Origin of the sequence: Streptomyces sp. NRRL S-646 (assembly GCF_000720765.1) — a bacterium.
Classification (GTDB): Bacteria; Actinomycetota; Actinomycetes; order Streptomycetales; family Streptomycetaceae; genus Streptomyces.
This window is the reverse complement of record NZ_JODC01000009.1, coordinates 513,920-536,238: the sequence shown is the minus strand read 5'-3', so window position 1 is coordinate 536,238 and position 22,319 is coordinate 513,920. Positions and strand designations below refer to the sequence as shown.

The following is a 22,319-nucleotide window of genomic DNA, read 5'->3' as shown; positions in this document are numbered from 1 at the left end:
CCTCGAACGACCGAGGGCGCCTGGGGCGCTGTACGCCCCAGGCGCCCTCGGTCAGTTTTTCCTGCTCCTGACGATCAGTGGGCGGTCATGTGGGCGAGGGTCTGCTCGGCGCTGTCGGGGGCGAAGGCGCCGTCGATGCCTTCGGCGGCCCCCTCGGCCGCTGCGACGGAGCGGGGGATGAGGATCTTCTCGTAGGCGATGACGGCGTCGTCGACGGTGACGTGTTCGGTGAGGGCCTGAGCGAGGTCGGCGCCGTCGCGCATGGCGAGGTTGGCGCCCATGCCGGAGAAGGGGGACATCAGGTGGGCGGCGTCGCCCAGCAGGGTGACGCCGGGGACGGGTTCCCAGGTGTGGGGGACGGGCAGGGCGAACAGCGGGCGGTTGGTGTAGCCGGTGTCGGTGTCGGTGATGAAGCCGCGCAGGGCTGGGCTCCAGTCGGCGAACCGGTGCAGAAGCGCGTCGCGGACGGCGGCGGGGTCGGTGAGGTCGAGGCCCGCCTGCCGGTGCCAGTCCTGGGGGGTGCGCATGCCGACGTAGACGCGGATGTGGCCGCCGCTGTTGCGCTGGGCGATGAAGCCGAGGTTGTTGTCGAGGGCCATCATCGTGCCGTTCCCGGTCAGGGCGGCAAGCGACGGGTGGCGGGTGTCGGCGTCGTTCAGGCCGGTCTCGACGAAGGTGACGCCGGTGTAGATCGGGACCGCGCCCGTCAGCATGCGGCGTACGCGGGACCAGGCGCCGTCGGCACCGACGACGAGGTCGGTCTCGGTGCTGCGGCCGTGGGTGAAGTGCAGGCGGTGGCGGCCGTCGCCGAGCGGTTCGGCGCGCTCCAGCTTGTGGCCCCAGCGGACGGTGCCTGGGGCGAGGGAGCCGAGCAGGAGGTCGCGGAGCTGCCCGCGGTCTATCTCGGGGTTGCCCTGGCCGTCCTGGGACGGCGCGGCGTCGAACGCGATGCGGCCGTCGCGGGTGACCAGGCGCATCTGCTCGCCCTCGGGGCGGGCCAGGGCGGTGAAGCCGGGCCACAGGCCGCCGGCGCGCAGGGCGTGCTGTCCGGTGTCGGGGTGCATGTCGAGGGTGCCGCCCTGGTCACGGGCGGTCGCGGAGGCGTCGGAGTCGTAGACGGCGACGTCGATTCCGTGGCGCTGGAGGATGCGGGCGCAGGTCAGGCCGCCGGGTCCGGCGCCGATGACGGCGATGCGGTTCATGGTCGGTCTCCTTGTCGCGGGTGTGCGGGGCAGGGGTCGGCACGGTCGGTCTCGGTCCCGGTCCGGCTACTCCAAGAAAGCACGATCACCAAATAAGTGCAACGGTACAACTTTTTTTATCAGACACCTTTGTGTACGATGGGAGCATGACGACACCTGTAGGACGGCGCGAGCGCAAGAAGGCCGCCACGCGCCAGGCGCTCGCCGACGCCGCCCTGAACCTCTTCATCGAGCGCGGCTACGACGCGGTGACCCTGCACGAGATCGCCGAGACCGCCGACGTGTCGACCACCACGCTCCTCAAGCACTTCCCCAGCAAGGAGGCGCTCGTCTTCGACGAGGAGGCCGACCAGGAAGCCGGCCTGGTCGCCGCCGTCAGCGACCGCGCCCCCGGCACGACCGTCCCCCAGGCCCTTTGTGCGTACGTCAAGCGCGTCCGCATCCGCGCCGTCGACTCCGACGCCCGCTACGCCGACTTCCTCAACCTGGTGAGGACCACCCCGGCCCTCAGCGACTACGCCCACCGCATGTGGATGCGCCACCAGGACGCCCTCGCCCGCGCCATCGCCCAAGACCTCGGCGTCGCACCCGACGACCTGCGCAGCGCAGCCCTGGCCCGGTTCGCCCTGGAGACATCCGCCCTCGCCCAGCGCGCCGACGACCCCGAACAAGCCGTAGACGTCGCCTTCGACCTCCTCGAACACGGATGGAGCGCCCCGGCCCTGCGGTCCGGTGACGGCCGCGACTGACCTCGGTCCCCAACCTCAGGCGGCGCGGCGTGCGCCCGCTGCACAAGCCCGTTCACGCCCGTCAGGAGTGAGCGTCATGGCGCCGCACGAAGCTGTGCGGCCTCGTGGCGCAGCGCCCCCACGGTGGCCGTCACCTCGGGAGAGCGGTCGCGGACCGTGACGGCGACGACGGCTCGGCCGAGCCAGGTGGGGTCGTCGACCTGGACGACACGGACTCCCGCGGGGACCGAGGCCGCGGCCACTTCGGGGAGTACGGCAATGCCGAGACCTGTGGCGACAAGGCCGAGGCGAGTGGGCCATTCACGGGCGGCGTAGGCGATCCGCGGATGGTCGAGGGTCGGCCAGGCGCCGAACTGGGGGTCGTCACGGAGGCCCTTGCCGACGATCCAGGGTTCGTCCCTCAGCTCGGTCACCGGGATGGTTCCGCGGCCGGCGAACCGGTGGCCGGCAGGGACGGCGAGCAGCAGGCCGCCGTCGAGGAGCAGGTCGCGGCGCAGCCCCGCGAAATCGTAGGCGGGCAGGTCCGGTCCCACACCTATCACCGCTACGTCGATGCGGTGGGCGCGGAGCTGGCGAAGCTGTGTGGGCGAGGACGCCTCGCCGAAGTCGACGATCAGACCCGGGTGGTCGCTTCCCAGGCGGGCGAGGGCTCTGGGGACGAGCACGGCTGCGGCCGAGGGGAACGCCGCGATGGCGACTCGTCCGGTGACGTGGTCCTGCAGTCCGGCGAGGTCTGTGCTGACGGCGTCGATCTCGTTGAGGGCCGTCGCGGCTCGGCGGGCGAGCATCATGCCCGCGGGAGAGGGGGCCACCCCGCGAGCGCCCCGGACGAACAGTGGTGCGCCCGCGGCGGCTTCCATCGCCGCCACCTGACGGGACACCGCTGACTGCGTGTATCCGAGTGCGTCGGCCGCGGCGGTGAACGATCCGGTGTCGACCACTGCCTGGACGACGCGCAGACCGGTGAGGGTGAAGTCCGCCATGCCGTCATCCTGGCACATTCCAAAACCGCATGTCTCTTATGTGAGACCTTCGCTGGTGGAATACCTGGATCAGCAGCACGCTGGAGGAGCAACAGCAAGTAATGCACGCACAGCAATTCACGCAAGAGGAGCACCAGTCATGGCGAAGACGTGGTTCATCACGGGCAGTTCGAGGGGGTTCGGCCGCGAGTGGGCACAAGCGGCGCTCGAACGCGGCGATCACGTCGCGGCGACGGCTCGGGACGTCAGCCTGCTGACTCCTCTGGTCGAGCGGTACGGGGACGCGGTACTGCCGGTCCGGCTCGACGTCACCGACCGCGCCGCGGTGCATGAGGCTGTGCAGCTCGCCCACTCGCATTTCGGTTCGCTGGATATCGCGGTCAACAACGCCGGCTACGGGCATTTCGGCATGGTCGAGGAGTTGAACGAGGACGACCTCCGGGCTCAGATGGAGACCAATTTCTTCGGCGCCATATGGGTCACGCAGGCCGTGCTGCCCGTCATGCGGTCGCAACGCTCGGGAAGGATCCTGCAGGTGACCAGCGAGGGAGGTGTACGTGCATTTCCCGGCATCGGCGCGTACCACGCCTCCAAATGGGCTCTTGAGGGATTGTCGGAGTCCCTGGCGCAGGAAGTGGCGGCCTTCGGTATCCACATCACCAACGTCGAGCCCGGCCCCTATGCCACCGACTGGCTGGCTCGCGGGGCACGGCACAGTGAGCGGCACCCGGACTACACCGAAGTCCACGCGGCCACCGCGCAGGATTTCGAGGTGGGCGACCCGCGCGCGACCCGCGACGCGATTCTCCGGATCGTCGATGCGGAACGGCCCCCACTGAGGATCTTCCTCGGCAAGTCCTTCACCGACGTCGCCGCTCTCTACGAGGAGCGTCTGAGCACCTGGCACCAGTGGCAGCCGGTCTCCCTGGCTGCGTTCGGTTGAGCGGCAGCGCCGGGTGTCAGCGGTGGGCAGTCATGCGGGCAACGGCGTGGCGGCTGGGCTTACTTGCCGGAGCCGACGTGGTAGCCGACCGGGTCGACGTAGACGTCCGGAGCGTTGCCGCTGGACGCGGAGATGGTGAAGGCGAGACCGTTGAGATTCACGATCTCCGAGACCTTCTCGTTGGGCGGGGTGACGTCGAGCCGGGTGTACTTCTTGCCGGAGCCGCTGGTGTCCGGGATGTAGCGGAGCAGGAAGCGGGTCTCCTCGCCGGGTCCGATGGTGACGGTGGCCGCAGAGGCGTCGGTGCGGGCGGCGTCGGGCCCGGTGTCGCCCAGTCCGTCGGGGCCCACGAGCTGGACGCCCGGGAAGCCGTGCATGCTGCACTTGCCGGAACCGGTGTTCTTCAGGTTGACGACTATCTCGTTCTTGGTCCCGCTGGCGGAGGCGCTGAAGGCGAGATGGTCGGTCTTGCACATGGAGCTCGACGTCGAGGTCTGGGCCTGGGCGGCGGTTCCGCCGGCCTTGCCGGAGCCGGACGAACCGGAGGTCGAGCCCTGGCCACCGGTGGAGCCGGACGAGGAGGAACCCGAGGTCGAGCCCTGGCCGCCGGTGGAGGTGCCGCCGGTGGTGGAACCGCTCGCGTCGGTGGAGCTGCTCGCGGTGGTGGACGCGGTGGTGCCGGCGGAAGCGCCCGATCCGCCGCTGCTGCCGCACGCGGTCAGCGAGAGGCCGGCAGCGGCGACGACGAAGGCGAGGGCGGGCATCTTCTTGACGCGCATCGGTACTCCTGGGAAGCGGTGTCGTATCGGCCGCACGCTCCGGCTGAGCGGCCTCGGTTGCTTCATAGGAGGTGGGCGCCGGGCCGCGCGTTGCCGTAGGAGTTGCACCAAGACACCGCTGTGACAAGCGAGTTGACGCGCCGTTACGGGAAGGCGGAGAAACACGGACAGACCCGTCGGGCAGGGTGGTCAGTACTGCAGGGCGACGTCGTGTCCACCCCTCGGCAGGGCCGTCAGGACCAGTGCCACACCTGGTTGGTGCTGCCCGCGCATCCGAAGCCCTGGACCCGCTGACCGTCCTGCCCGGAGGTGGAGGCTTCCGCGTCCAGACAGAAGCCGTCCGGGACGCTGACCAGCGTTCCGCCGCCGCCCAGCTGCCACGTCTGGGCGCTCAGCCCGTCGCAGCTCGTGGCCTGTACCTCCTGGCCGTTCCGGCCGGTCGTGCCGGCGTCGGCGTCCAGGCAGAGATGGCTGCCCCGATTGACGACGCGGTACTGAGAGCCCTGGCCGGCCACACGGTACAGAGCCCATTTCTGGGCGTCCGTGCCGTTGCACCGCCACACCTGGACGTCCGAGCCACGGTTGTCGAGACACCGGGCGACCGGGACGGCGTTGACGCTCTCGGTCACCGTGACCGAGCCGGCCCGGACGGTTCCGCGGGGCAGGGCGTACAGGAGCTTCTTGGTCTGCGCGTCGACCTTGCCGTCGACGGTGAGGCCGGCCTCGGTCTGGAAGGCCCTGACCGCGGCGACCGTAGCGGCGTCGAAGTCCCCGCCGACCGGGACGTAGAGGCCATGGCCGTCACGGGGCTGGGGATCGGGGTGGCTGTCTCCTTGTCCGGCCCGGACACCACCACCCGTGCCGCATCACTGCCGGACGGCTGGCGGCCGTGGCGCACGGCGCTGCGGTCCGAGGTGAAGGGTGTCCCGCTCGACTACGACAGCCCCGGATGTGTGGCGGAGGAAAACGCCCTGTTCTGTGGCGGTACGGGCTTCACGGCCGCCAGGATCGACGCGGCCTCCGGCCGCACCCTGTGGCGGACCGGCACCCGCCCTCAGGGGGCGCAGCCGATCGGCGTGCGCGACGGGCTGGTCTACACGTACGAGGATCCGGACGACAGGACCAGGCGCGTGGTGGCCCTCGACGCCGCCACCGGGCACCGGCGCTGGCAACGCGACATCAACAAGGCCCAGGACGCGGTCCTGTACGACGGCGGACTGCTGACCCTGTCCCCCGACTTCGTCTCGTTCGTGGCCTACGCGCCGTCCGGAAAGGAACTGTGGCGGGCGCCCTCGCGGAACGAGGTCTGCACTCCGTCGGCGCTGGGAGGCGCCCCCTACGCCCTGTGCTCAGCCGGCACCGAGCCCGGCCAGGCCCCGGTCGAGCTGATGAAGCTCGCACCCGGCAGCCTGACCAAAACCGCCACACTGCCCAAGAAGGCGCAAGTGCTCGGCGCCGTCGGCGGGCACCCCCTGTTCCTCGCCCCCCAGACCGCGAAGGACGTGTACGAAGCCGGATACGAACGGCCCTACAACGCACTGCTGCGGGTGGCCCCGGACACCGGCCAGGTCAGCCGGACACCGCTGGCCCATCCACTGACCGGCACGGCCACCCTCATGGGCGGCGTCGTCTACTTCGTCCGCTCCGACGGGACCGTCACCGCGGTGTCGGCGGCCGGCGGCAAACAACTCTGGGAGAAGACAACGGACATGGAGAGCCTGTCCGCGCCCGCGGTGTCAGCGACATACAGGCGGGTCTACTTCTCCAACCGCTTCGGCCGCCTGCTGGCCCTGGACAGCCGCACCGGAGCAGAGGTCTGGCGCACCTCCGCACTCGACGACCCCGGAGACAAGGCGCAGGACTACCCGCCGCGCGTGCTGCTCGTCAAGGACGCGATCGTGGCGCTGGCCGGCGACACGGCCTTCTCCCGGACCCCGAACGGGCCCACCTGACCGGCCGAGGCAATCGCCGCGCAGTACTCCGAGTTCATCGGGCCAACCAGGTCAGCACCGTGGTCACCAGGAACACCGCAACCGCCGCGAGCCAGACCGCGAGGGGTGTCGGTCTTGAGGACCTGGCCGGCACCGGCTCCTCTCCCCCTTGGAACAACAGCGCATCCGCGAACGCCTGCGCGGTTGGCGGTCGGTTCTCGGGTTCCACGGACAGCGCGGCACGAAGAAGAGTGTCGATGCCGTTCGGAGCCCCCAGCTCTCTGGGAAGCGCCGGCGACGACGGCGGCGGTGCCTGCGCCGACGCAAGGGTTGTGCGGCCGCCCGGGCCGAACGGCTTGCGCCCGGTCAACAGCTCGTAGGCGACGACCCCGAGGGCGTATACGTCGGCCCGGCCGTCGAACCCGCCGGTCTGGAGGGCCTGTTCGGGCGCCATGTACGCGGGAGTGCCCGTGGTCACGGTCAGCCCCGACGCGTCGGCCAGCTGCTTCGCGCTGCCGAGATCCGCGACGAGTACGGCAGTGGGCGTACGGCCGATGTCGAGCAGGAGGTTCGACGGCTTGATGTCACGGTGGACGACGCCTGCATCATGGAGCACCTGGACGGCGTATGCGGCCTCGGCCGCCAGATGGAGTGCCTCCGCGGGCCGGCAGTGCCCGACCTTCTCGGCCAGAGTGCCGCCTCGGACGTAGTCCATGACGAAGTAGGGTCGGTCGTCCTGGACACCGACGTCGTGAACGCGTACGACACGTGGGCTGGAGATCCTTCGCAGCAGCCGCGCCTCCGTCAGGAACCGTTGCCGCACATCGGCGTTCGACGCCCAGTTGTCGGCCAGCACCTTGACCGCCACATCCGTGTCGAGTTCAGGATCGTATGCTCTCCAGACGGTCGCGAACGAACCGGCTCCCAGCCTGTCCTCAAGGAGGTAACGACCTAGCTTCCGCATGCGGCGACATTCTGCCTGAGGCAATGGGGCCGGGAACCGCGGGGCGGTCAGGTGGAGTCCAAGTCCACGGTCGTACGTGAACGGGGGAGCAACAGGATGATCGACGAGGGCGAGCTGACACAGCTCGTGGCGTCCGCACAGGCAGGTGACCGGGCGTCCCTGGAACGCCTTCTCGTCAGGCTTCGCCCCACGGTCATGCGCCGCTGCTCCAGGTTCCTTCCGCACCACGCCGACGCCGAAGAGGCCGCGCAGGACGCTCTGCTGTCCATCAGCACCCATCTGCACGAGTACAGCGGGCGAGGCTCGTTCCTCGGGTGGGTGACGGTGATCGCCTCGAACGCCGCCAGGTCCACGTACCGCTCGATGCGCCGACGCGCGGAGGACAGCCATGCGGTCCTTCCCGAGGGTGCCGACCCTCGGACGACGAGCGTCATCGCCGGGACCCGCCTGGACCTGATGGACTCGCTGGCCGCGCTCGAGGAGCGGCATCCCGCCCTGGTGGAATCCTTCGTGCTGCGCGATCTGGGAGACCTGACCTATGTTCAGGTCGCTGAGATCACCGACGCTCCCCTGGGCACGGTCAAGGACCGTATCCATCAGGCTCGTCGCTTCATGCGGGACCGCCTCGACGGTGCCTGCTGAGGCATCGGCTGTCGTGCGAACTCGGACGATCGCCGTCATCCTGACGGCAGCCATCGGACTCGGCCTGTTGACGGGCCGGTTCGTGCTGCCCGGCCGCTCCGCTCCGGTCGGCCCGACGCCGGGCGCCGCGGCGGCCTCGCCGGGTGCCCGCTCTTCGGCACCGAAGCCCGCCGACGGTCCCGTGACGGGCGGGAACATGCTGACAGCGGCCGAGTTCAGGACGGTCGGGTTCTCCAAGCCCATCTACGTGGTGGACCGGACAGGGGACGGCAGGTACGCCAACGCGGCCTGTACCGGGGAGAAGACCCTCGGCGAGACCCTGGGAGGGCCTGGCGCGCACTTTCGTGGGTTCGTGACGGCCAAGGACACGGACCGCAGCGACCGCACGCTGGCGGTGGACGTCAACGATCAGGCCGCGCGCGAAGTCGTCGCCGACGCCGGAAGCCCGACACTGGCCCAGAACTTCGCCGAGCGGCTGCTGTTGGAGGAAGTGCCGTGCCAGACGGAACCGGCCACCCACTGGGTCTACGGGCCGACGCACACGATCGACGTCGCGGCGGACATCACCGCGAGTTGGATGGGAATGTACGACGGTGACCTGAACAGCACGGGGACCGCGCCACGGGGCAAGGAGCCGTGCGGCGGCATCGCCATACTCCAGAACGGCTCCCACTACGGGGTCCTGGAGGTCGACACCTGCCTGGGCACGGCTGCGATGACGCGGATCGTCCGTGCGGCCGTGACGCGGCTCTGAGACCGTCCGAGCCCACCTGCTGGAGTGAGGTGGATCACATCAGTCGCCGCCGGTTTCCATCCAACATCTCGCGGACCCGCGGCATCTCCCTGGTGTACGACGACGCGAACCGCGTCGCCACCAGACAGGAGATGAGATGTTCGACCACCAAGCAGTCGGCAAGAGGTTCTCGCGTCGCGCTCGTACCGCGGGAGCGGCTGCCTGTGCCGGCGCTGCCCTGATCTCGATCGCCATCGGTACTCATCCCGCTGCCGCCACCGCTGCCGAGCCCGGCCTCGGCTCCGGCAACCTGATGCAGAGTGAGGACTTCTTCCAGCAGGGCCTGGCCCCGGTCGGCGCGAGCGTGGGCCTGAGCGGGAAACGAGCTCTGTCGGCGTGCTCCGGCGAGGAGACGATGCGCACACTGACCAAGGGGAAGGCCGTCGCCTATGCGGACGTGGCCTGGGCCTTCGACACCAAGGGCACCTCGCTGACCGAGTCCGTCGCCGACGGTTCCACCACGTCGGCGGCCTCGTACGAGGAGCAGCTCAACAAGCTGGTGCGCGGCTGCCAGCATGAGCCGGCGGGTCACTGGTACTACGGCAAGGCGCATGCGATCACTGTCAAGGCCGGCGAGGGCAGTTGGTACCCGGCCTACAACGGCAACGGCAAGGTCGCCGGCGGTGTAGCGGTGATCCGAAGCGGTCACAGGGTCGGCGTGGTCGAACTCTCCGGTCAGCCCAGCGACGACTCCGGCTATATGGCAGGCATCGCCGCCGCTGCCATCAACCGGCTGGCCGGCTGATCTCCCGGCGCCGCGGCGCAGGTCCTGCGTTGTCCCGTCGTCCGTGCCACACCGAGGAATGGTCGGCGTAGGCCCGATGGCGGGACATCGAGCTCCGGGTCAGGAGAAGGCTGCCTGGGCCGGGCACTCGGCCACATCACGGCGTCGTGCCTGTTTGCCGTCCATCGCGGTCAGTTGTCGCTTGCCGACTTGAATGCCGGCAGGCGGATCCCTGTCAGGACCTCGTCCGAGTGTGGGCTTCGGCGGTGGTCTTCAGGTCGTCCAGCCATGCTTCGAGGCCCGTGCCGAGGGCCGCGGTCGCGGTGGGCACGTCCGCTTCGACCTGGGTGCCGGTCCAGGTTTCCTCGGTGTGGACGTGCACGCCGCCTTTGACCTTTTCGAAGGTCCACAGGTGGACACCGTCGTCGATGCGCAGCCCCGCACCGATCGCGGGTCCGCTCCACAGGATGCAGTTGTGGCGATGGAGTTCCTGGACGGTGGAGGTGATGGCGAGTGTGGTGGCGGGGGTCGTGGGGGTGGCCGGCGCGGGGGTCGTCCACCGGAACTGCGAACCCGCCTTCAGGCGGCCGGGGTCGAGACGTTCGGCGGTGGTGACAGGGGGCTGCCAGGACGGCCAGCGTTCGACGTCGGTCTGCAGCTTCCAGACAGTGCTCAGTGGCGCCTTGATCACGGTGTCGGACTCGTAGCGGATGAGTGCTGTGGTGTCGACGCCCCGCCCGCCGCACTGGGACGTACCGCCGTGGGGGGCGGCCTGGGCGGTAGGGATGGTGCCGGCGAGGACGGCGGCGACAGCGAGCGCGACCGTGACCGCGGCCTTGCCCGCGCGGGGCCGGGGCCGGAGGGTGTGCGGGTGCAGGGGTCGGGGCTGCTGGCCGTGGGAGTTCGACGGGCCGGTGCTGAACACGGTGTTCCTCTCGATGCGTTGTGGTGATCGGGCCGGGCGCTCGGGTGCCTGCTACGGGTTCAGGACGACCTTTCCGGCGACGCTGCCCGACTCGGCCAGCCGCAGGGCGTCGGCGACGCGGGTGAGCGGCAGTTGGGCGGCGATCTGGGCTGTGACCTCGCCGCGCTGGAGGGCGGCGAACACCTGGGTGAGGTCGGTGCGGAGGCGGGCACGGAAGCGGTTCTTGGCCAGGGCCCGGCCGGCCCAGACATTGAAGAAGTACGCCCGGCGGCGGTTGGGCAGGGCGTTCCAGAGCCACACCCGGCCGAGCAACTTGAGGACGGGCCACTGCTTGGAGCCCTCGTCGTCCCGGGTCGAGGCGCTGCCGTACGAGACGAGCGTGCCGCCGGGGGCGAGGAGGCGCCAGGAGTCGACGATGCCGTGGCCGCCGACATGGTCGAAGACGGCGTCCACCCCATGGGGGGCGAGTTCGCGGATCCGTGCGGCGACGTCGTCGGTGCGGTAGTCGACGGGGACGACTCCCCGTTCCCGCAGGCCTTCGTGGTGGCGCGCGGACGCCGTGCCGATCACCTGCGCGCCCGCGGCCTGGGCGAGCTGGACCAGAACCGAACCGACACCACCGTTCGCGCCATGCACCACGACGGTGTGCCCGGCGCGGACGCGGGCCTTGCGGTGCAGCATCTGCCAGGCGGTGACGCCGTTGACGACAAGGGTCTCCGCCTCCGCCGCGCCGATGCCGTCGGGCACCGGCACCACGTCCGCCGCGTCGACGAGCACATGGCTGGCCCAGCCACCGACCTTGACCAGCGCGGCCACCCGAGTGCCGGCCAGGCGCGGCTCGACGCCCTCGCCGGTCGCCAGCACCGTACCGACGAGGTCGTAGCCGGGCACGAACGGGAACGGCGGCTGGTCGTAGTAGCGGCCGCGCCGCATCTGCTGCTCGGCGAAGGAGACGCCGGTCGCCTCCATCCGGATCAGGACCTGGCCCGGGCCCGCGGCGGGGACGGCTCCGTGCCGGATCTGAAGTCCTTCGGGCTCGACCTTGCCCGGCAGAACGACCTCGACCAGTTCTTCGGCGTTCATGGCGACCTCCACAGAGTCGGTGAGTTACTCGGCCTCGCGTTCGTTAGAAGTTATAACCGCACAGGTTCGAGAGTGTCAATAACTTCAGTGATAACCTCTAACCATGGTGAACACGGAGGCGAAGACGCCGCGCGAGCGCTACCGCGCCCAGGTGCGTACGGAGATCAAGCAACGCGCGTGGGAGCAGATCGCCACGGCGGGCGCGTCCGCGCTGTCCCTCAACGCGATCGCCAAGCAGATGGGCATGAGCGGGCCCGCCCTGTACCGGTACTTCGGCGGCCGCGACGAGCTGATCACCGAGCTCGTCAGGGACGCGTACCGAAGCCTCGCCGACACCTTCCGCACGGCCTCGCAGGCCGGTGCCGATGTGACCGCGCTGGCGCACGCCTTGCGGGGTTGGGCCCTGCAGGACCCCCAGCGCTACTTCCTCGTCTACGGCACGCCCGTCCCCGGCTACCAAGCGCCCGACGACACCACCGCGATCTCGTCCGAGATCATGGCGACCCTGTTGGACGCCTGTGCCGCGCTGCCCTTGGACGGACCGGCGACACCGTTCGACGCGCACCTCGAAGACCACCGGGACTGGGCGGACGCCCATCCCGCCCCGCCCGCGGCCCTCCACCGGGCCCTGACCTTCTGGACCCGGCTGCACGGCGTCCTGTCCCTGGAACTCGCCGGCCACTTCACCGGTATGGGAATCGACCCCGCGCAGCTCTTCGCCGCCGAGCTGGACGACCTGGTGGGCACGCCCGCGAACTGACCACGGCACGCCCCGCCTTGGCGCGTGCCCACGGCGTGCCCTTCAGAGCGGACAACCCCGGTCGACAGCGGCGGGACCCTCGCCACGGGCTCCATGTGAGACCGCGCTGTGTGCGCCTCCCCGAAGCAGCCCGTCACATGGGGAGCGAGAACAGCCGTACCGGCCCCGGGGGCCAGCGGGCATCGTCACGCAGGGGCGTCACCATGGTCCGCAGCGGCATGGTCACCAGGCGGCCTTCGGGTTGTTCTACGAGTACGTCCTTGTCGAGCGGGTGCCATCCGAGGCGCTGGTAGAGCGCCACGAGGGGAGGCCTGCAGAACAGGAGCGCGTGCTGGGGACCCATCGTGCGGGCGTGCTCCAGTGCAGCCGTGACGACGAGCCGAGCCAGGCCCCGGCCTTGCATGCCGGGTGCGACGGCCACCCCTCCGACGCCCACCACCTCTGTCTCGGCGTCGCCGATCGCGACAGGCAGTCGCAGCAGGCCGGCATGTGCCACGAGCCGGTCTTCGTGTCTGACGCCGAAGTGTTCTTCCTTCGGCAGCCAGGTCAGACCGGCCGAGGCGACACCGAAGGGGTCATCGCCGTCGCCGAGGACCTCCTCCTGGTCCGCCTTCGTGTACTGGGGGAGCCGCACCACAGTCGGTGTCGCAGAGGACCGGTTCTCAGGCATTCCCACATGTTTGCAAGCATCGTCAACCCGAGGACCCGTGCAGGGCACCCGGGTTGGGCAGCAGTCGGGCGCTGAGACGATCCGAGTTGGGCCAGCGCACGTCGTGGGCCCAGTGAAGCTTCTCGAACACCCAGATGAGGCGTGCTGCCGGGTCGAGCTGGCCCGGCAGTACGCCGTGGCGCGCGCCCGTGGGATCGGCGTGATGCGAGTTGTGCCAACTCTCGCCGAAGGACAGCAGGGCAAGTGGCCAGAAGTTGGTGGCCTTGTCCCGGCTGGCGAAGGGACGTCTGCCCGCGACGTGGCAGATCGAGTTCACCGACCAGGTGACATGGTGCAGCAGCGCCATCCGGATCACGCCGGCCCAGAAGAACCCGGTCAGCGCACCCGCCCAGCTGCCGGTGACGAACCCGCCGACCAACGCCGGGGTCAGGAGCGAGACGGCGGTCAGTGGTCCGAAGAGCCGGCCGATGAGCCGTAGGTCGGGATCAGCGGCTATGTCGGGGGCGAACCTGGCCCGGTTGCTCAGTTCACGCTTCAGCATCCACCCGATGTGCGCGTGGAGAAGCCCCTTGAGCAGCGCACGCGTGTCGGTGCCGTAGCGCCAGGGCGAGTGCGGGTCACCCTCACGGTCGGCGAAGGCATGGTGGCGCCGGTGGTTCGCCACCCACTGGACCGGCGAGCCCTCGACCCCGAGCGAACCCGCGACGGCCAGGGCGATGCGCAGGCCCCGCCGTGCCTTGAACGAGCGGTGCGTGAAGAGACGGTGATAGCCGACCGTGAGGCCGGCCAGGGAAACGAGGTAGGAAACCACGGCCATGCCGAAGTCCAGCGCGGACAGGCCCCATCCCCACGCGAACGGCACCACGGCGATCAGGGAGATCGGCGGAACGACGACGAAGATCCACATCGCCACCCCCGCCGCGGCCGTCTGGGGGACGTCGAGCAACGGCTTGCCACCGGCATCGGCTTGCTGTTCGGCGGCGGTGTGTTCGATACGGTCGACGTCACTCGGCTTCATCGGTTCCTCACCATCGCTCAAGCCTTTCGGAGCCGGTGCCGGACGGCCTGGATCACGCGCCCGTGTACTTTCGAGCGCGTTCGGCGGTCCTGGGCCCACGATCGCACCGGGTGGCATCCGCGCAGGTCGTCACCGATGTCCAGCGCATGAACGTCGCGGAACTGGATCTCCGTGAGCTGTTGGGAAACTCCTGGAGCGGGTCTCGCAGGTTCGAATCCTGCCGGGGGACACAGAGGCGGTCACCTGTGGGCGGCGCGGTTCATCTCGACGACGTCCTCCAGGGTGGGATCGGCACCGAGGGCGGCGAAGCGCTCCGCCATGCTCTCCCGGACAGCCGCATCCTTGACGCGATCGGCCGCGGCCAGGGCTGCCGGCAGCTCATCCAGGGTCAGCTCCGTGCAGTAGGCGGGGCCCATCGGCTGCTGACGCCAGGAGTCGGCCAGTGCTCCCGCGTCGTAGGGGTCGAATCCGGTGTCGTCCACCAGACGCATGGCCACACGCTTCGCTTCCTCGGAGTCGCCGGCGACCGGGATGGCGATGCGGCCCGGAGTGCCCGCCGGGACACCCTTCGTTCGCTGGGTCTCGGCCAGGGCCGCGTTCCATGCCTTGACCACGGGGCGCCCCAGGAGCTCGGAGGTGTACACGCTCTCCACCACACCGTCCTCCACTACCTCGATCCGCCCGTTGAGGTGCGGGTAGTAGTTGGAGGTGTCGATGACCACCGTCTCGGCGGGGACGGAGGCGAACAGATCGGCCAGCTGTCCCGCCACTCCGAAGGGAATGGCCAGGATTACGGCGTCCCGGTCCTTGACGGCGTCCGCAAGCGGCATGGCGCGGGCGTCGGCCAACTGGACGTCATGACCGGCTGCGCCGAGCTTGTGCGCGAGGTTGCTGCCGATCGCTCCGGCGCCGATAACAGAGATTTTCATTGCTTGTCCTCTCAAAGGCTGCATCACTCCCAGGGCGGCGCTGGACGCCACCGGCCCGCCCGGGCAACGCATCCGCGCCGGAACGTCGGTCAGTGGTCGCGGGGGTCAGGCCACCGCGTTCAGCAGGTCGGCCAGCACGTCGGGCCGTTCCAGGGCGATGAAGTGGCCTGCCTCGGGGACCTGTGTGAAGTCGGCGGCCGGAAGCAGGCCCTTGTTCGCCTGCCGGTCCGAGGGCCGGGACCAGTCCTTCTCGCCGTAGACGAGGTGGACGGGGGCCTTGACCTCGCGGTAGCGCGAGCGGGCCGCGATGAGGCTGGGCAGGGCCTGGTACACGCCGCGCGCGACGGTCGGGTATCCGGGGCGGCGCCCCACCCGCAGGAGCTCCTCCACGTAGTCCGCCCGCAGCGCACTCTTGTCGCCGAGGCCGCCCTGCAGGATCGCGCGGAGGGCGGGCTTGGGCTCCACCCCGGCGATCACCGGGCCCACCCCCGGGGCGAGAACACCGCTGACCACCACGCGGGCGAGGAGGCTGGACCGGGCGATCCCGCCGCGGAAGTCGTAGGTGTTGACCGCGACGACGCGCCGGACCGGCTCCGGGAGGTCGGCCGCGGTGGTCAGGGCGAGCACCGCGCCCATGGACTCCCCCACCAACGTCACGTCGTGCAGGTCGAGTTCGCTCAGGAGCCGCTCGACGCCCGCGCGCATGGCCGGCTCGTCGTACGACGCCCCGGGCACGATCTCGGAGTGGCCCATCCCCGGCAGGTCGAGGGCATACACGGTGTAGTGGTCCGCGATCAGCGGGATGAGGTGGCGGAAGTGCTCGGCCTGGGTGCGCACGGTGTGCAGCAGGACCAGGGGTGCACCGGTGCCCGCCTTGAGGTAGCGCAGGGTTCCCTCGCGGCCGTCAAGTCCCGCTCGCGGGGCGAGGGTGTGGCTGGTTGTCCCCGGAATGTGGATCGTGGGGCGTGACTCGCGGCTGGGCATCTCGCCGACTCCTGGTGTGTGAAGGGGCTTACTTCGCCAGCTGGGCGTACAGCCCTGCCAGGTCACCGGCCAGACCCGCCTTGACCTGCCGTGAGATGTCGTCGGCGAGCACCTCGTACGCGCCCGTCTCGATGCCGTCGAGGGCGAGTGCGGCGACGTCACGAGGGTCGGACTTGGGTGCGTCGACCTCCGCCGCCAGGTCCGTGTCGACGTAGCCGACGTGCAGTCCGGTGACACCGATGCCGCGCGGCTGAAGCTCCAGACGCAGGGAGTTGGTCTGCGACCACAGGGCCGCCTTGGAGGCGCTGTAGGAGCCGCCGAGCGCGATCCAGGAGAGCACGGAGTGCACGTTCAGGACGTGGCCGCCGCCGTTGCGCTCGATGACCGGCACGAAGGCCCGGGAGAGAAGCAGCGGGCCGTAGAAGTTGATCTCGAACTCACGGCGTACGTCCTCGACCGGGGTGTCGAGGAAGGACCCGCCGACCGAGGCCCCGGCGTTGTTGATCAGCACCGTCACGTCCTGCGCCTGCGCGGCGGCAGCCGCCACGGAGGCCGGGTCGGTGACCTCCAGCGCCACCGGGACGGCGTCGGGGTGCGTGACGGAGCGCGGATCACGGGCCGTTGCGTAGACCTTGCCGGCACCGCGCGCGTACAGCTCCTCCACCAGGGCCTTGCCGATGCCGCGGCTGCCGCCGGTGACGAAGACGTTTGCGCCCTTCAAAGCAGTCATGACTCTCTCCACAGAATGAGAAACCGATCGGTTTCCACTAAGGTAAACCGATCGGTTTCCCAGCGCAAGCCCGGCAGCCCCCAGCTTCACCGGGCCGTTCCGTATCCATGGATCCCCGGGATGACAAGCTCTCCACCCGTCTGTCCGGCCTGGTCGATGTCGGCGTCGGCCAGGCCGAGTTGGAGCTTGAGGTCGAGTTTGCCGACCGTGTCGTAGAGCCACTGCGGGACGGTGTCAGGCGTGAGGTGGAGGCGGAGGACCGGGGGCAGGGGTATGCCTTCGACACCGGAGAGGGTGCCCGTCAGGCTCTCGACGTACATGGTGATGCGGTCGCCTCGCAGCGTGGACGTCGAGCCGGGCGCTCCGTCGATGTGCTGGATCTGCGGGCCGACGGGGACGGCCATCTTCAGGTCGCGGATGGTGACGGCCGCCGCGGAGAACTTGAGCACCCGCTTGGGCCCGGCGGCCGTGTCCACGGTCACCACGCCGCCGAAGACGAGGTCGCGCAGTTCGAGGCGGCTTCCCTTCATGTTCCAGGACTCGGCGGCGAATCGACCGGCGCTCGTGTCCTCGGGAGCCTTGAGATCGCTGATGTCACAGGTTCGGGAGGCCCCTGTGGTGTGCACCGGTCGGGACGACGGCTCAGCGGTCCGATGGCCGCGGGTGGCCGACGCGTGAGGTGCGGCCGGTGGCGCGTCGGACGGTTCCGTGGTCGTCGGCGCCGGCGTCGGAGTCGGAGCGGCCAGGCTCGGTGAGGGGCTCGTGTCGGGTGCCGGACCCTGCTGCTCGGTGTCGCCGCGGAGGAGGGAACCGAGTATGCCCGTAACACCGGTGGTGGCGGCAGCGGTCGCGCTCGGTGTTGCGGTCGGGGCCGGGGCGAGGCCCGTCTCCTCGTCAGCCGCGCGCTCCGACGGCTTGGCGGGCTCGCTGCTCGTGGGGGCACCGGGCGTCCTGGGAGAAGCGGAGGGAGTAGGGGCCGTGGCCGGCGCTGTCGTGTCGTCGGGGCGGGCACAGTCGGCACCGCCGCCGGGCTCCTCTTCGGGAGAGGAATGAGCCGCGGTGACGCTCGTGTCGACCGCGGGCGGACGCTGACTCGCCAGGACGAGAACGGTCGGCAGCGCGGTGAGTGCGAGTGCCCTCCCGAGCGGCAGGCGCAGGCGGGTCAGCGCGGACGTACGGGGAATGGCGTGCCGGCCTCTCTTCGTCCGGGCGTAGTGGGGTCCTACGGCCTGGCCGCGCAGGTCGGGCGACTGGTCGGTCATTCCCCGGCCCTCCCCGACGGCTCCTCGGTGTCGTCGGCCGTGTTCACCGGGCCCCAGGCCAGGGCCAGGAGTCCACCCGTGGCCGCACACAGCGTGCCGACGAAGAATCCGCCGAAGTTCGAGATGGGGAGCGACAGCACACCGAGGAAGACGGCCACGCAGCCGGCGAAGAACCTGATGATCGGCTGGAACCACAGGAGTCCGCCCAGGACGATCAGCGTCAGGCCGATGACCAGGGACCCCGCCCCCGCGGTGGTGGACATCGCCACGGACAGGGCGCCCAGGGAGAGGTTGAAGTAAGGGAAGTAGATGATCGGCGCGGCGGCCAGGAGTACCAGCAGGCCCGCCCAGAAGGGGCGGGTGCGCCGCCAGGCCCTGAAAGCCCGGCGAGCGCGGGCGAAGCCGCTGTCACTGTGGGGGTGCGCGGGTGCGCCGACACTCGTCATGTGGAGGTTCCCGGATCGTCAGCGGGTGGGAGGGGCTGGGGCACGGTCAGAAGCAGTCGTGGCGGCCGGCCGCGATGTTCATGTGCAGGCCCGACAGTTCGAACGTCCCCGCGGAACTGGCCCAGACCGTCTGGTGGGCATCGATGATCTCGACCGAATCCGCCTGCTGGGCGTAGCCGTTGGGATCCACCTGGTCCTTCGGGTTGACCTGACCCTTGGTCATGGCACCGGTGGCGACGCCGATGTCGACGTTGTGGAAGGTGCCCTTCTTGGCCTGGAGGTCGGTCATGTCGATGTACAGGTTCTTGGCCTTGACCGGCGTACCCGATCCGCCGGCGTTGAGCGACATCGTGTAGGTCCCGAGCACGGGGATGTCCACCGGCACGGACTGGCACATGTCGACGATCGTCGCGTCCTTGATGGACGACACGGAGACGGGTACGTGCTTGCCGTTCTTGGCGACGTCCACCGTGGCGTAGTTGCCGAACCCGGAGCCGCTCAACTTCCCGGCCGAGACCTTGAAGGCGGAACCGGAGATGCTGAACGAAGCGGCCAGCGCGCCCTGGGCCATGGAGACGGCGACCGCCGCCGTGGCGACCACCGTCGGCACCGCACCGATGGCGAAGCGCTTCCAGTGGGTCCTGCCTATTCGCTGGGACATGGGTGGCCCTCCGTTGTCGAGGTGTACGAGGTGTACGAGTTGTACGAGGTGTACGAGGTGTACGAGATGGACGAGTTGCACGAGGTGGACGAGGTGAGTCGTGGCCGGGCGCGCAAAGAGGGCACACCGGAGAGGCACTCGGTAGCGCTGCTATCGAGTGCCTGATAGTGGCACTATCGAGCCCGAGGGGGCAACCCCCGGTAACGCGATACTGGAGGGACAGTTGAGCGTGAGGGAGCGCATGAGGATTTCAGAGCTCAGCCGACGGTCCGGGGTGCCGGTGGCGACCATCAAGTACTACCGACGGGAGGGACTGCTCCCCGAGGGGCGCGCGCTGAACCCGACCACGGTCGAGTACGACGAGGAGCACATCCAGCGGCTGCGTCTGATCCGTTCCCTCATCCAGCTCGGCGGGCTGTCCGTCGCCCGTACCCGGGAAGTGCTCGAAGCCGTCGAGCAGCCGCTGGACGCGTTCGAAACCCTGGCGGTCATCCACCACGCCCTGCCCGTCCCCTCCGCGGAGACGAGCGGGAAGAACGGCGAGGACCACGAGGGTGTCGCCGACGAGACGGCGTCCGGCGGAGCCGCCGCGCGGGTCGACGCTCTCATCGAGAACATGGGCTGGCGGATCTCCGACGCGTCACCGCACCGCCCGGCACTCGCCGAGAGCCTCGCGGCGCTCAGCCGCCTCGGCACCGACTACACGGCCGACGACCTCATCCCCTACGCACGGCTCGCCACCTCGACCGCGGACCTGGACTTCGCGCAGCTCGAAGGGATCGAGGACCAGATCACCCTCGCCGAGCGGGCGGTGGTCCTCAGCGTGCTGTTCGAGCCGGTGGTCAGACTGCTGCGCCGCCTGGCCCAGGAGGACGCGAACCATCGCCGCCATGATCGGCACACGTGTGGGCGGGGGGAGCAGCCGGCGGAGTGAGGCCGGGCGCGGTGCCGACGGGTCAGCGGCACCGCGCTCACAGGGTTCAGCTCACGGCGGCAGGCGCCGGCTCGTCCGCGGTGCCGTCGGCCGCCATGCCGGTCTCCTTGATGGCGAACCGGCCGTAGAAGCGGGCCGGCGGGTCCGGAGCTCACAAGGCCGCTGGTACCTGGAGTCCACGAATACCCATGCCGGCCCCGAAGAGCTTGATGGTCGGCATCGCTCATTCCGGTCGCCGCGAGCGGCACGCGCATCAATTACGCCGCGCTCACGACCGAGCGGCCGATGACCTGCAGCCCGGTCGCCACGGCCGCCGTGCTGTCGCCCTGCTTGGTTCATCGCGATGGCCCCCAACAGCAGCAGCACCGAGCCGAACGCGTCCAGGTGCCCGCCGTAGACCGCCGCCCCACCGGAACAGCCGTGCCGCGACGTCGGGCAACCAGTCGCGCGCCACCGGCCTGCGTGGGCTTCGACCTTGCCGGGGCGCTCCCGACCCACCCGGAAGCGACCCGCACTTGCACCACGGAAACCGATCTGTTTACCTAAGCGGAAACAGATCGGTTTCCGACCCGTGGTCGGCCGATGACCAGCAACCAAGGGGAACAGTGAGTACCACCTACGACCGCGGGGCACCCGCCTCCGGAAAAACAGACTCGGGCCGCCGCGGCTCACATGCCGTGCGCTGGTGGGTGCTTGTCGTGCTGGGCACGGCGCAACTCATGGTCACGCTCGATGCGACCGTCGTGAACATCGCGCTGCCCGCGGCGCAGCATGACCTCGGGTTCAGCGACGGCAGCCGGCAGTGGGTCATCACGGGGTACGCCCTGGCATTCGGCAGCCTGCTGCTGATCGGTGGCCGGCTCGGTGACCTGTTCGGTCGACGGACCACCTTCGTGACCGGACTGATCGGTTTCGCGGGCGCATCGGTCCTCGGCGGTGCGGCCAACAGCTTCGGCATCCTCGTCACGGCACGTGTGGCCCAAGGGCTCTTCGCCGCGCTGCTTGCGCCCGCGGCGCTCTCGCTGCTCAGCGTGACCTTCACCGACCCGACCGAGAGGCCGAAGGCCTTCGGCATCTTCAGTGCGTTGGCCGGTGCGGGCGGCGCGGTCGGGCTGCTGCTCGGCGGCATGCTCACCGAATGGGCGTCATGGCGCTGGGTGATGTACGTGAACGTCGTCTTCGCGGCCATCGCGCTGGTCGGTGCGGTGCTGCTGCTGGCCAAGCCCGCGGTCACCGAGCGACCCAAACTCGACATTCCCGGCACCGCCGTGGTGAGCGCGGCGCTGTTCGGCATCGTCTACGGGTTCGCGCACGTCGAATCGACCAGCTGGACCAACCCGGTCACCCTCGGCTCCATGATCGCCGGCGTGGTGCTGCTCGCGGTGTTCGTGTGGCTGGAGTCCAGGGTCGCGCATCCGCTGCTGCCGCTGCGACTCGTGCTGGACCGGACCCGCGGCGGTTCGTTCCTGGCGGTGTTCGTCATCGGCATGGGGATGTTCTCGATCTTCCTGTTCCTGACCTATTACCTGGAGGCCAGCATCGGTTACTCGCCGATCAAGACGGGCCTGGCGTTCCTGCCGATGGTCGGGGGAATCGTTGCCGCGTCGACCACGGCACCTTCGCTGCTGCTGCCCAGGGTCGGTCCGAAGATCGTGATCAGCTCCGGCTTCCTGGTCGCCGCATCCGGTATGGCCCTGCTGACCCGGCTCGAGCTCGACAGCACCTACGTCGCCCACATCATGCCCGGCATGATCCTGCTGGGTCTCGGCCTCGGCGGGGTGATGACCACCGCGTTCCAGGGTGCGACCGCAGGTGTGCACCACGAGGACACCGGCGTCGCCTCGGCACTGATCAACACCGGCCAGCAGGTGGGTGGTTCGATCAGCACGGCGCTGCTGACCACCGTTGCCTCATCGGCCGCGACCGACTACCTGTCCTCGCACAAGCCGGGCGCACTGACCGTGGCCCAGGCCGGGGTCGAGGGCTACACGGCCACCCTGGCGTGGGGCGCCGGGTTCTTCGTGGTCGGTGCGGTGCTCGCAGCGATCCTGGTACCCAATGCGCCTCTGGCGCCGTCGGAGGGCGAACCCGTGATCGCCCACTGAACCTGAGTCCACCGAGCCCGATCGCCTGCCGCCGCTGTGACAGCACTCGGTGTGCGCCACCGCGGTCTCCAGGCTCGGTACGCTCACCCTCCTTGTCGCGTA

At 69.8% G+C, this 22,319-nt stretch carries 25 protein-coding genes and 1 pseudogene; 10 read left to right on the top strand and 16 right to left on the bottom strand.

All coding sequences use genetic code 11. The features are described 5' to 3' along the window. Positions 1–74 precede the first annotated feature (74 nt). On the bottom strand, positions 75–1,202 hold the full coding sequence (locus IH68_RS0125865) for an FAD-dependent oxidoreductase (RefSeq protein ID WP_037885139.1): 1,128 nt from the start codon (positions 1,200–1,202) through the stop codon (positions 75–77). Positions 1,203–1,348: 146 nt separating this feature from the next. On the opposite strand from IH68_RS0125865, the gene IH68_RS0125860 reads away from it, so the two are divergent. Continuing rightward, on the top strand, positions 1,349–1,951 hold the full coding sequence (locus tag IH68_RS0125860) for a TetR/AcrR family transcriptional regulator (protein ID WP_030939452.1): 603 nt from the start codon (positions 1,349–1,351) through the stop codon (positions 1,949–1,951). Positions 1,952–2,025: 74 nt separating this feature from the next. Here IH68_RS0125860 and IH68_RS0125855 read toward each other — a convergent pair whose 3' ends face one another. Beyond that, the gene (locus IH68_RS0125855) at positions 2,026–2,934 is read right to left on the bottom strand and encodes a LysR family transcriptional regulator (protein WP_030939450.1); all 909 of its coding nucleotides are present in this window, start codon (positions 2,932–2,934) and stop codon (positions 2,026–2,028) included. A 139-nt stretch (positions 2,935–3,073) separates the two neighbouring features. Between IH68_RS0125855 and IH68_RS0125850 the strand changes: the two genes are divergently transcribed. Next, positions 3,074–3,877, top strand: coding sequence for an SDR family NAD(P)-dependent oxidoreductase (locus IH68_RS0125850; RefSeq protein WP_030939448.1), 804 nt, complete (start codon positions 3,074–3,076; stop codon positions 3,875–3,877). A gap of 59 nt (positions 3,878–3,936) precedes the next feature. On the opposite strand, the gene IH68_RS0125845 is transcribed toward IH68_RS0125850, so the two are convergent. The 3 genes and pseudogenes from IH68_RS0125845 to IH68_RS59185 form a co-directional block, all read right to left on the bottom strand. Beyond that, the gene (locus tag IH68_RS0125845) at positions 3,937–4,656 is read right to left on the bottom strand and encodes a DUF4232 domain-containing protein (RefSeq protein WP_030939446.1); all 720 of its coding nucleotides are present in this window, start codon (positions 4,654–4,656) and stop codon (positions 3,937–3,939) included. A 233-nt stretch (positions 4,657–4,889) separates the two neighbouring features. After that, positions 4,890–5,285, bottom strand: coding sequence for an RICIN domain-containing protein (locus IH68_RS0125840; protein WP_030939444.1), 396 nt, complete (start codon positions 5,283–5,285; stop codon positions 4,890–4,892). Between the two features lie 54 nt (positions 5,286–5,339). Further along, a pseudogene (locus IH68_RS59185) lies at positions 5,340–5,435 on the bottom strand (peptidoglycan-binding domain-containing protein); the annotation flags it as partial. Positions 5,436–5,450: 15 nt separating this feature from the next. Here IH68_RS59185 and IH68_RS0125830 point away from each other — a divergent pair. Beyond that, positions 5,451–6,608 (top strand): PQQ-binding-like beta-propeller repeat protein, encoded by a 1,158-nt coding sequence (locus tag IH68_RS0125830; protein ID WP_030939442.1) that lies wholly within the window; start codon positions 5,451–5,453, stop codon positions 6,606–6,608. A gap of 34 nt (positions 6,609–6,642) precedes the next feature. On the opposite strand, the gene IH68_RS0125825 is transcribed toward IH68_RS0125830, so the two are convergent. Continuing rightward, positions 6,643–7,551 carry a serine/threonine-protein kinase gene (locus tag IH68_RS0125825; protein WP_078912600.1) on the bottom strand — a complete coding sequence of 303 codons (909 nt, stop codon included), beginning with the start codon at positions 7,549–7,551 and terminating at the stop codon, positions 6,643–6,645. 96 nt (positions 7,552–7,647) lie between these two features. Between IH68_RS0125825 and IH68_RS0125820 the strand changes: the two genes are divergently transcribed. From IH68_RS0125820 to IH68_RS0125810, 3 genes are all read left to right on the top strand, one after another. Beyond that, positions 7,648–8,193 (top strand): RNA polymerase sigma factor, encoded by a 546-nt coding sequence (locus IH68_RS0125820; RefSeq protein ID WP_030939438.1) that lies wholly within the window; start codon positions 7,648–7,650, stop codon positions 8,191–8,193. Positions 8,194–8,206: 13 nt separating this feature from the next. Then, entirely contained in the window at positions 8,207–8,947 is a 741-nt protein-coding gene (locus tag IH68_RS0125815; RefSeq protein WP_030939436.1) for a hypothetical protein, read from the top strand. A gap of 136 nt (positions 8,948–9,083) precedes the next feature. After that, positions 9,084–9,731, top strand: a complete 648-nt coding sequence (locus IH68_RS0125810; RefSeq protein ID WP_030939434.1) for a hypothetical protein — start codon at positions 9,084–9,086, stop codon at positions 9,729–9,731. Positions 9,732–9,945: 214 nt separating this feature from the next. Here the strand turns inward: IH68_RS0125810 and IH68_RS0125805 are convergent, their stop codons facing one another. Continuing rightward, complete coding sequence (locus IH68_RS0125805; protein WP_037885209.1) at positions 9,946–10,587, bottom strand: SRPBCC family protein; 642 nt, start codon at positions 10,585–10,587, stop codon at positions 9,946–9,948. Between the two features lie 99 nt (positions 10,588–10,686). Then, positions 10,687–11,718: a medium chain dehydrogenase/reductase family protein gene (locus IH68_RS0125800; protein ID WP_030939429.1), complete on the bottom strand. Its 1,032-nt coding sequence runs from the start codon at positions 11,716–11,718 to the stop codon at positions 10,687–10,689. A gap of 103 nt (positions 11,719–11,821) precedes the next feature. On the opposite strand from IH68_RS0125800, the gene IH68_RS0125795 reads away from it, so the two are divergent. After that, positions 11,822–12,478, top strand: coding sequence for a TetR/AcrR family transcriptional regulator (locus tag IH68_RS0125795; RefSeq protein ID WP_030939428.1), 657 nt, complete (start codon positions 11,822–11,824; stop codon positions 12,476–12,478). A gap of 133 nt (positions 12,479–12,611) precedes the next feature. Here IH68_RS0125795 and IH68_RS0125790 read toward each other — a convergent pair whose 3' ends face one another. From IH68_RS0125790 to IH68_RS0125755, 8 genes are all read right to left on the bottom strand, one after another. After that, positions 12,612–13,148, bottom strand: a complete 537-nt coding sequence (locus tag IH68_RS0125790; RefSeq protein WP_030939427.1) for a GNAT family N-acetyltransferase — start codon at positions 13,146–13,148, stop codon at positions 12,612–12,614. 22 nt (positions 13,149–13,170) lie between these two features. Further along, positions 13,171–14,166, bottom strand: coding sequence for an acyl-CoA desaturase (locus IH68_RS0125785; RefSeq protein ID WP_051833728.1), 996 nt, complete (start codon positions 14,164–14,166; stop codon positions 13,171–13,173). Between the two features lie 239 nt (positions 14,167–14,405). Further along, positions 14,406–15,095 carry an NADPH-dependent F420 reductase gene (locus IH68_RS0125780; RefSeq protein WP_030939424.1) on the bottom strand — a complete coding sequence of 230 codons (690 nt, stop codon included), beginning with the start codon at positions 15,093–15,095 and terminating at the stop codon, positions 14,406–14,408. Between the two features lie 105 nt (positions 15,096–15,200). Beyond that, complete coding sequence (locus IH68_RS0125775) at positions 15,201–16,079, bottom strand: alpha/beta fold hydrolase (RefSeq protein ID WP_030939422.1); 879 nt, start codon at positions 16,077–16,079, stop codon at positions 15,201–15,203. A 28-nt stretch (positions 16,080–16,107) separates the two neighbouring features. Further along, positions 16,108–16,809, bottom strand: coding sequence for an SDR family oxidoreductase (locus IH68_RS0125770; RefSeq protein WP_030939420.1), 702 nt, complete (start codon positions 16,807–16,809; stop codon positions 16,108–16,110). 86 nt (positions 16,810–16,895) lie between these two features. After that, positions 16,896–18,071, bottom strand: a complete 1,176-nt coding sequence (locus IH68_RS0125765) for a hypothetical protein (RefSeq protein WP_030939418.1) — start codon at positions 18,069–18,071, stop codon at positions 16,896–16,898. Next, positions 18,068–18,517 carry a DUF6114 domain-containing protein gene (locus IH68_RS0125760; RefSeq protein ID WP_030939416.1) on the bottom strand — a complete coding sequence of 150 codons (450 nt, stop codon included), beginning with the start codon at positions 18,515–18,517 and terminating at the stop codon, positions 18,068–18,070. Before IH68_RS0125760 ends, IH68_RS0125765 begins: the two co-directional genes overlap by 4 nt. A 46-nt stretch (positions 18,518–18,563) precedes the next feature. Beyond that, positions 18,564–19,178 carry a DUF6230 family protein gene (locus IH68_RS0125755; protein ID WP_030939414.1) on the bottom strand — a complete coding sequence of 205 codons (615 nt, stop codon included), beginning with the start codon at positions 19,176–19,178 and terminating at the stop codon, positions 18,564–18,566. Positions 19,179–19,208: 30 nt separating this feature from the next. Between IH68_RS0125755 and IH68_RS59180 the strand changes: the two genes are divergently transcribed. The 3 genes from IH68_RS59180 (at position 19,209) to IH68_RS0125740 (ending at position 22,217) form a co-directional block, all read left to right on the top strand. Next, positions 19,209–19,343: a hypothetical protein gene (locus IH68_RS59180; protein WP_267883740.1), complete on the top strand. Its 135-nt coding sequence runs from the start codon at positions 19,209–19,211 to the stop codon at positions 19,341–19,343. 76 nt (positions 19,344–19,419) lie between these two features. After that, entirely contained in the window at positions 19,420–20,112 is a 693-nt protein-coding gene (locus IH68_RS0125745) for a MerR family transcriptional regulator (RefSeq protein WP_051833727.1), read from the top strand. 605 nt (positions 20,113–20,717) lie between these two features. Further along, a complete protein-coding gene (locus tag IH68_RS0125740; protein ID WP_030939410.1) occupies positions 20,718–22,217 on the top strand; it encodes an MFS transporter in 1,500 nt (499 codons plus the stop codon). Positions 22,218–22,319: the final 102 nt, after the last annotated feature.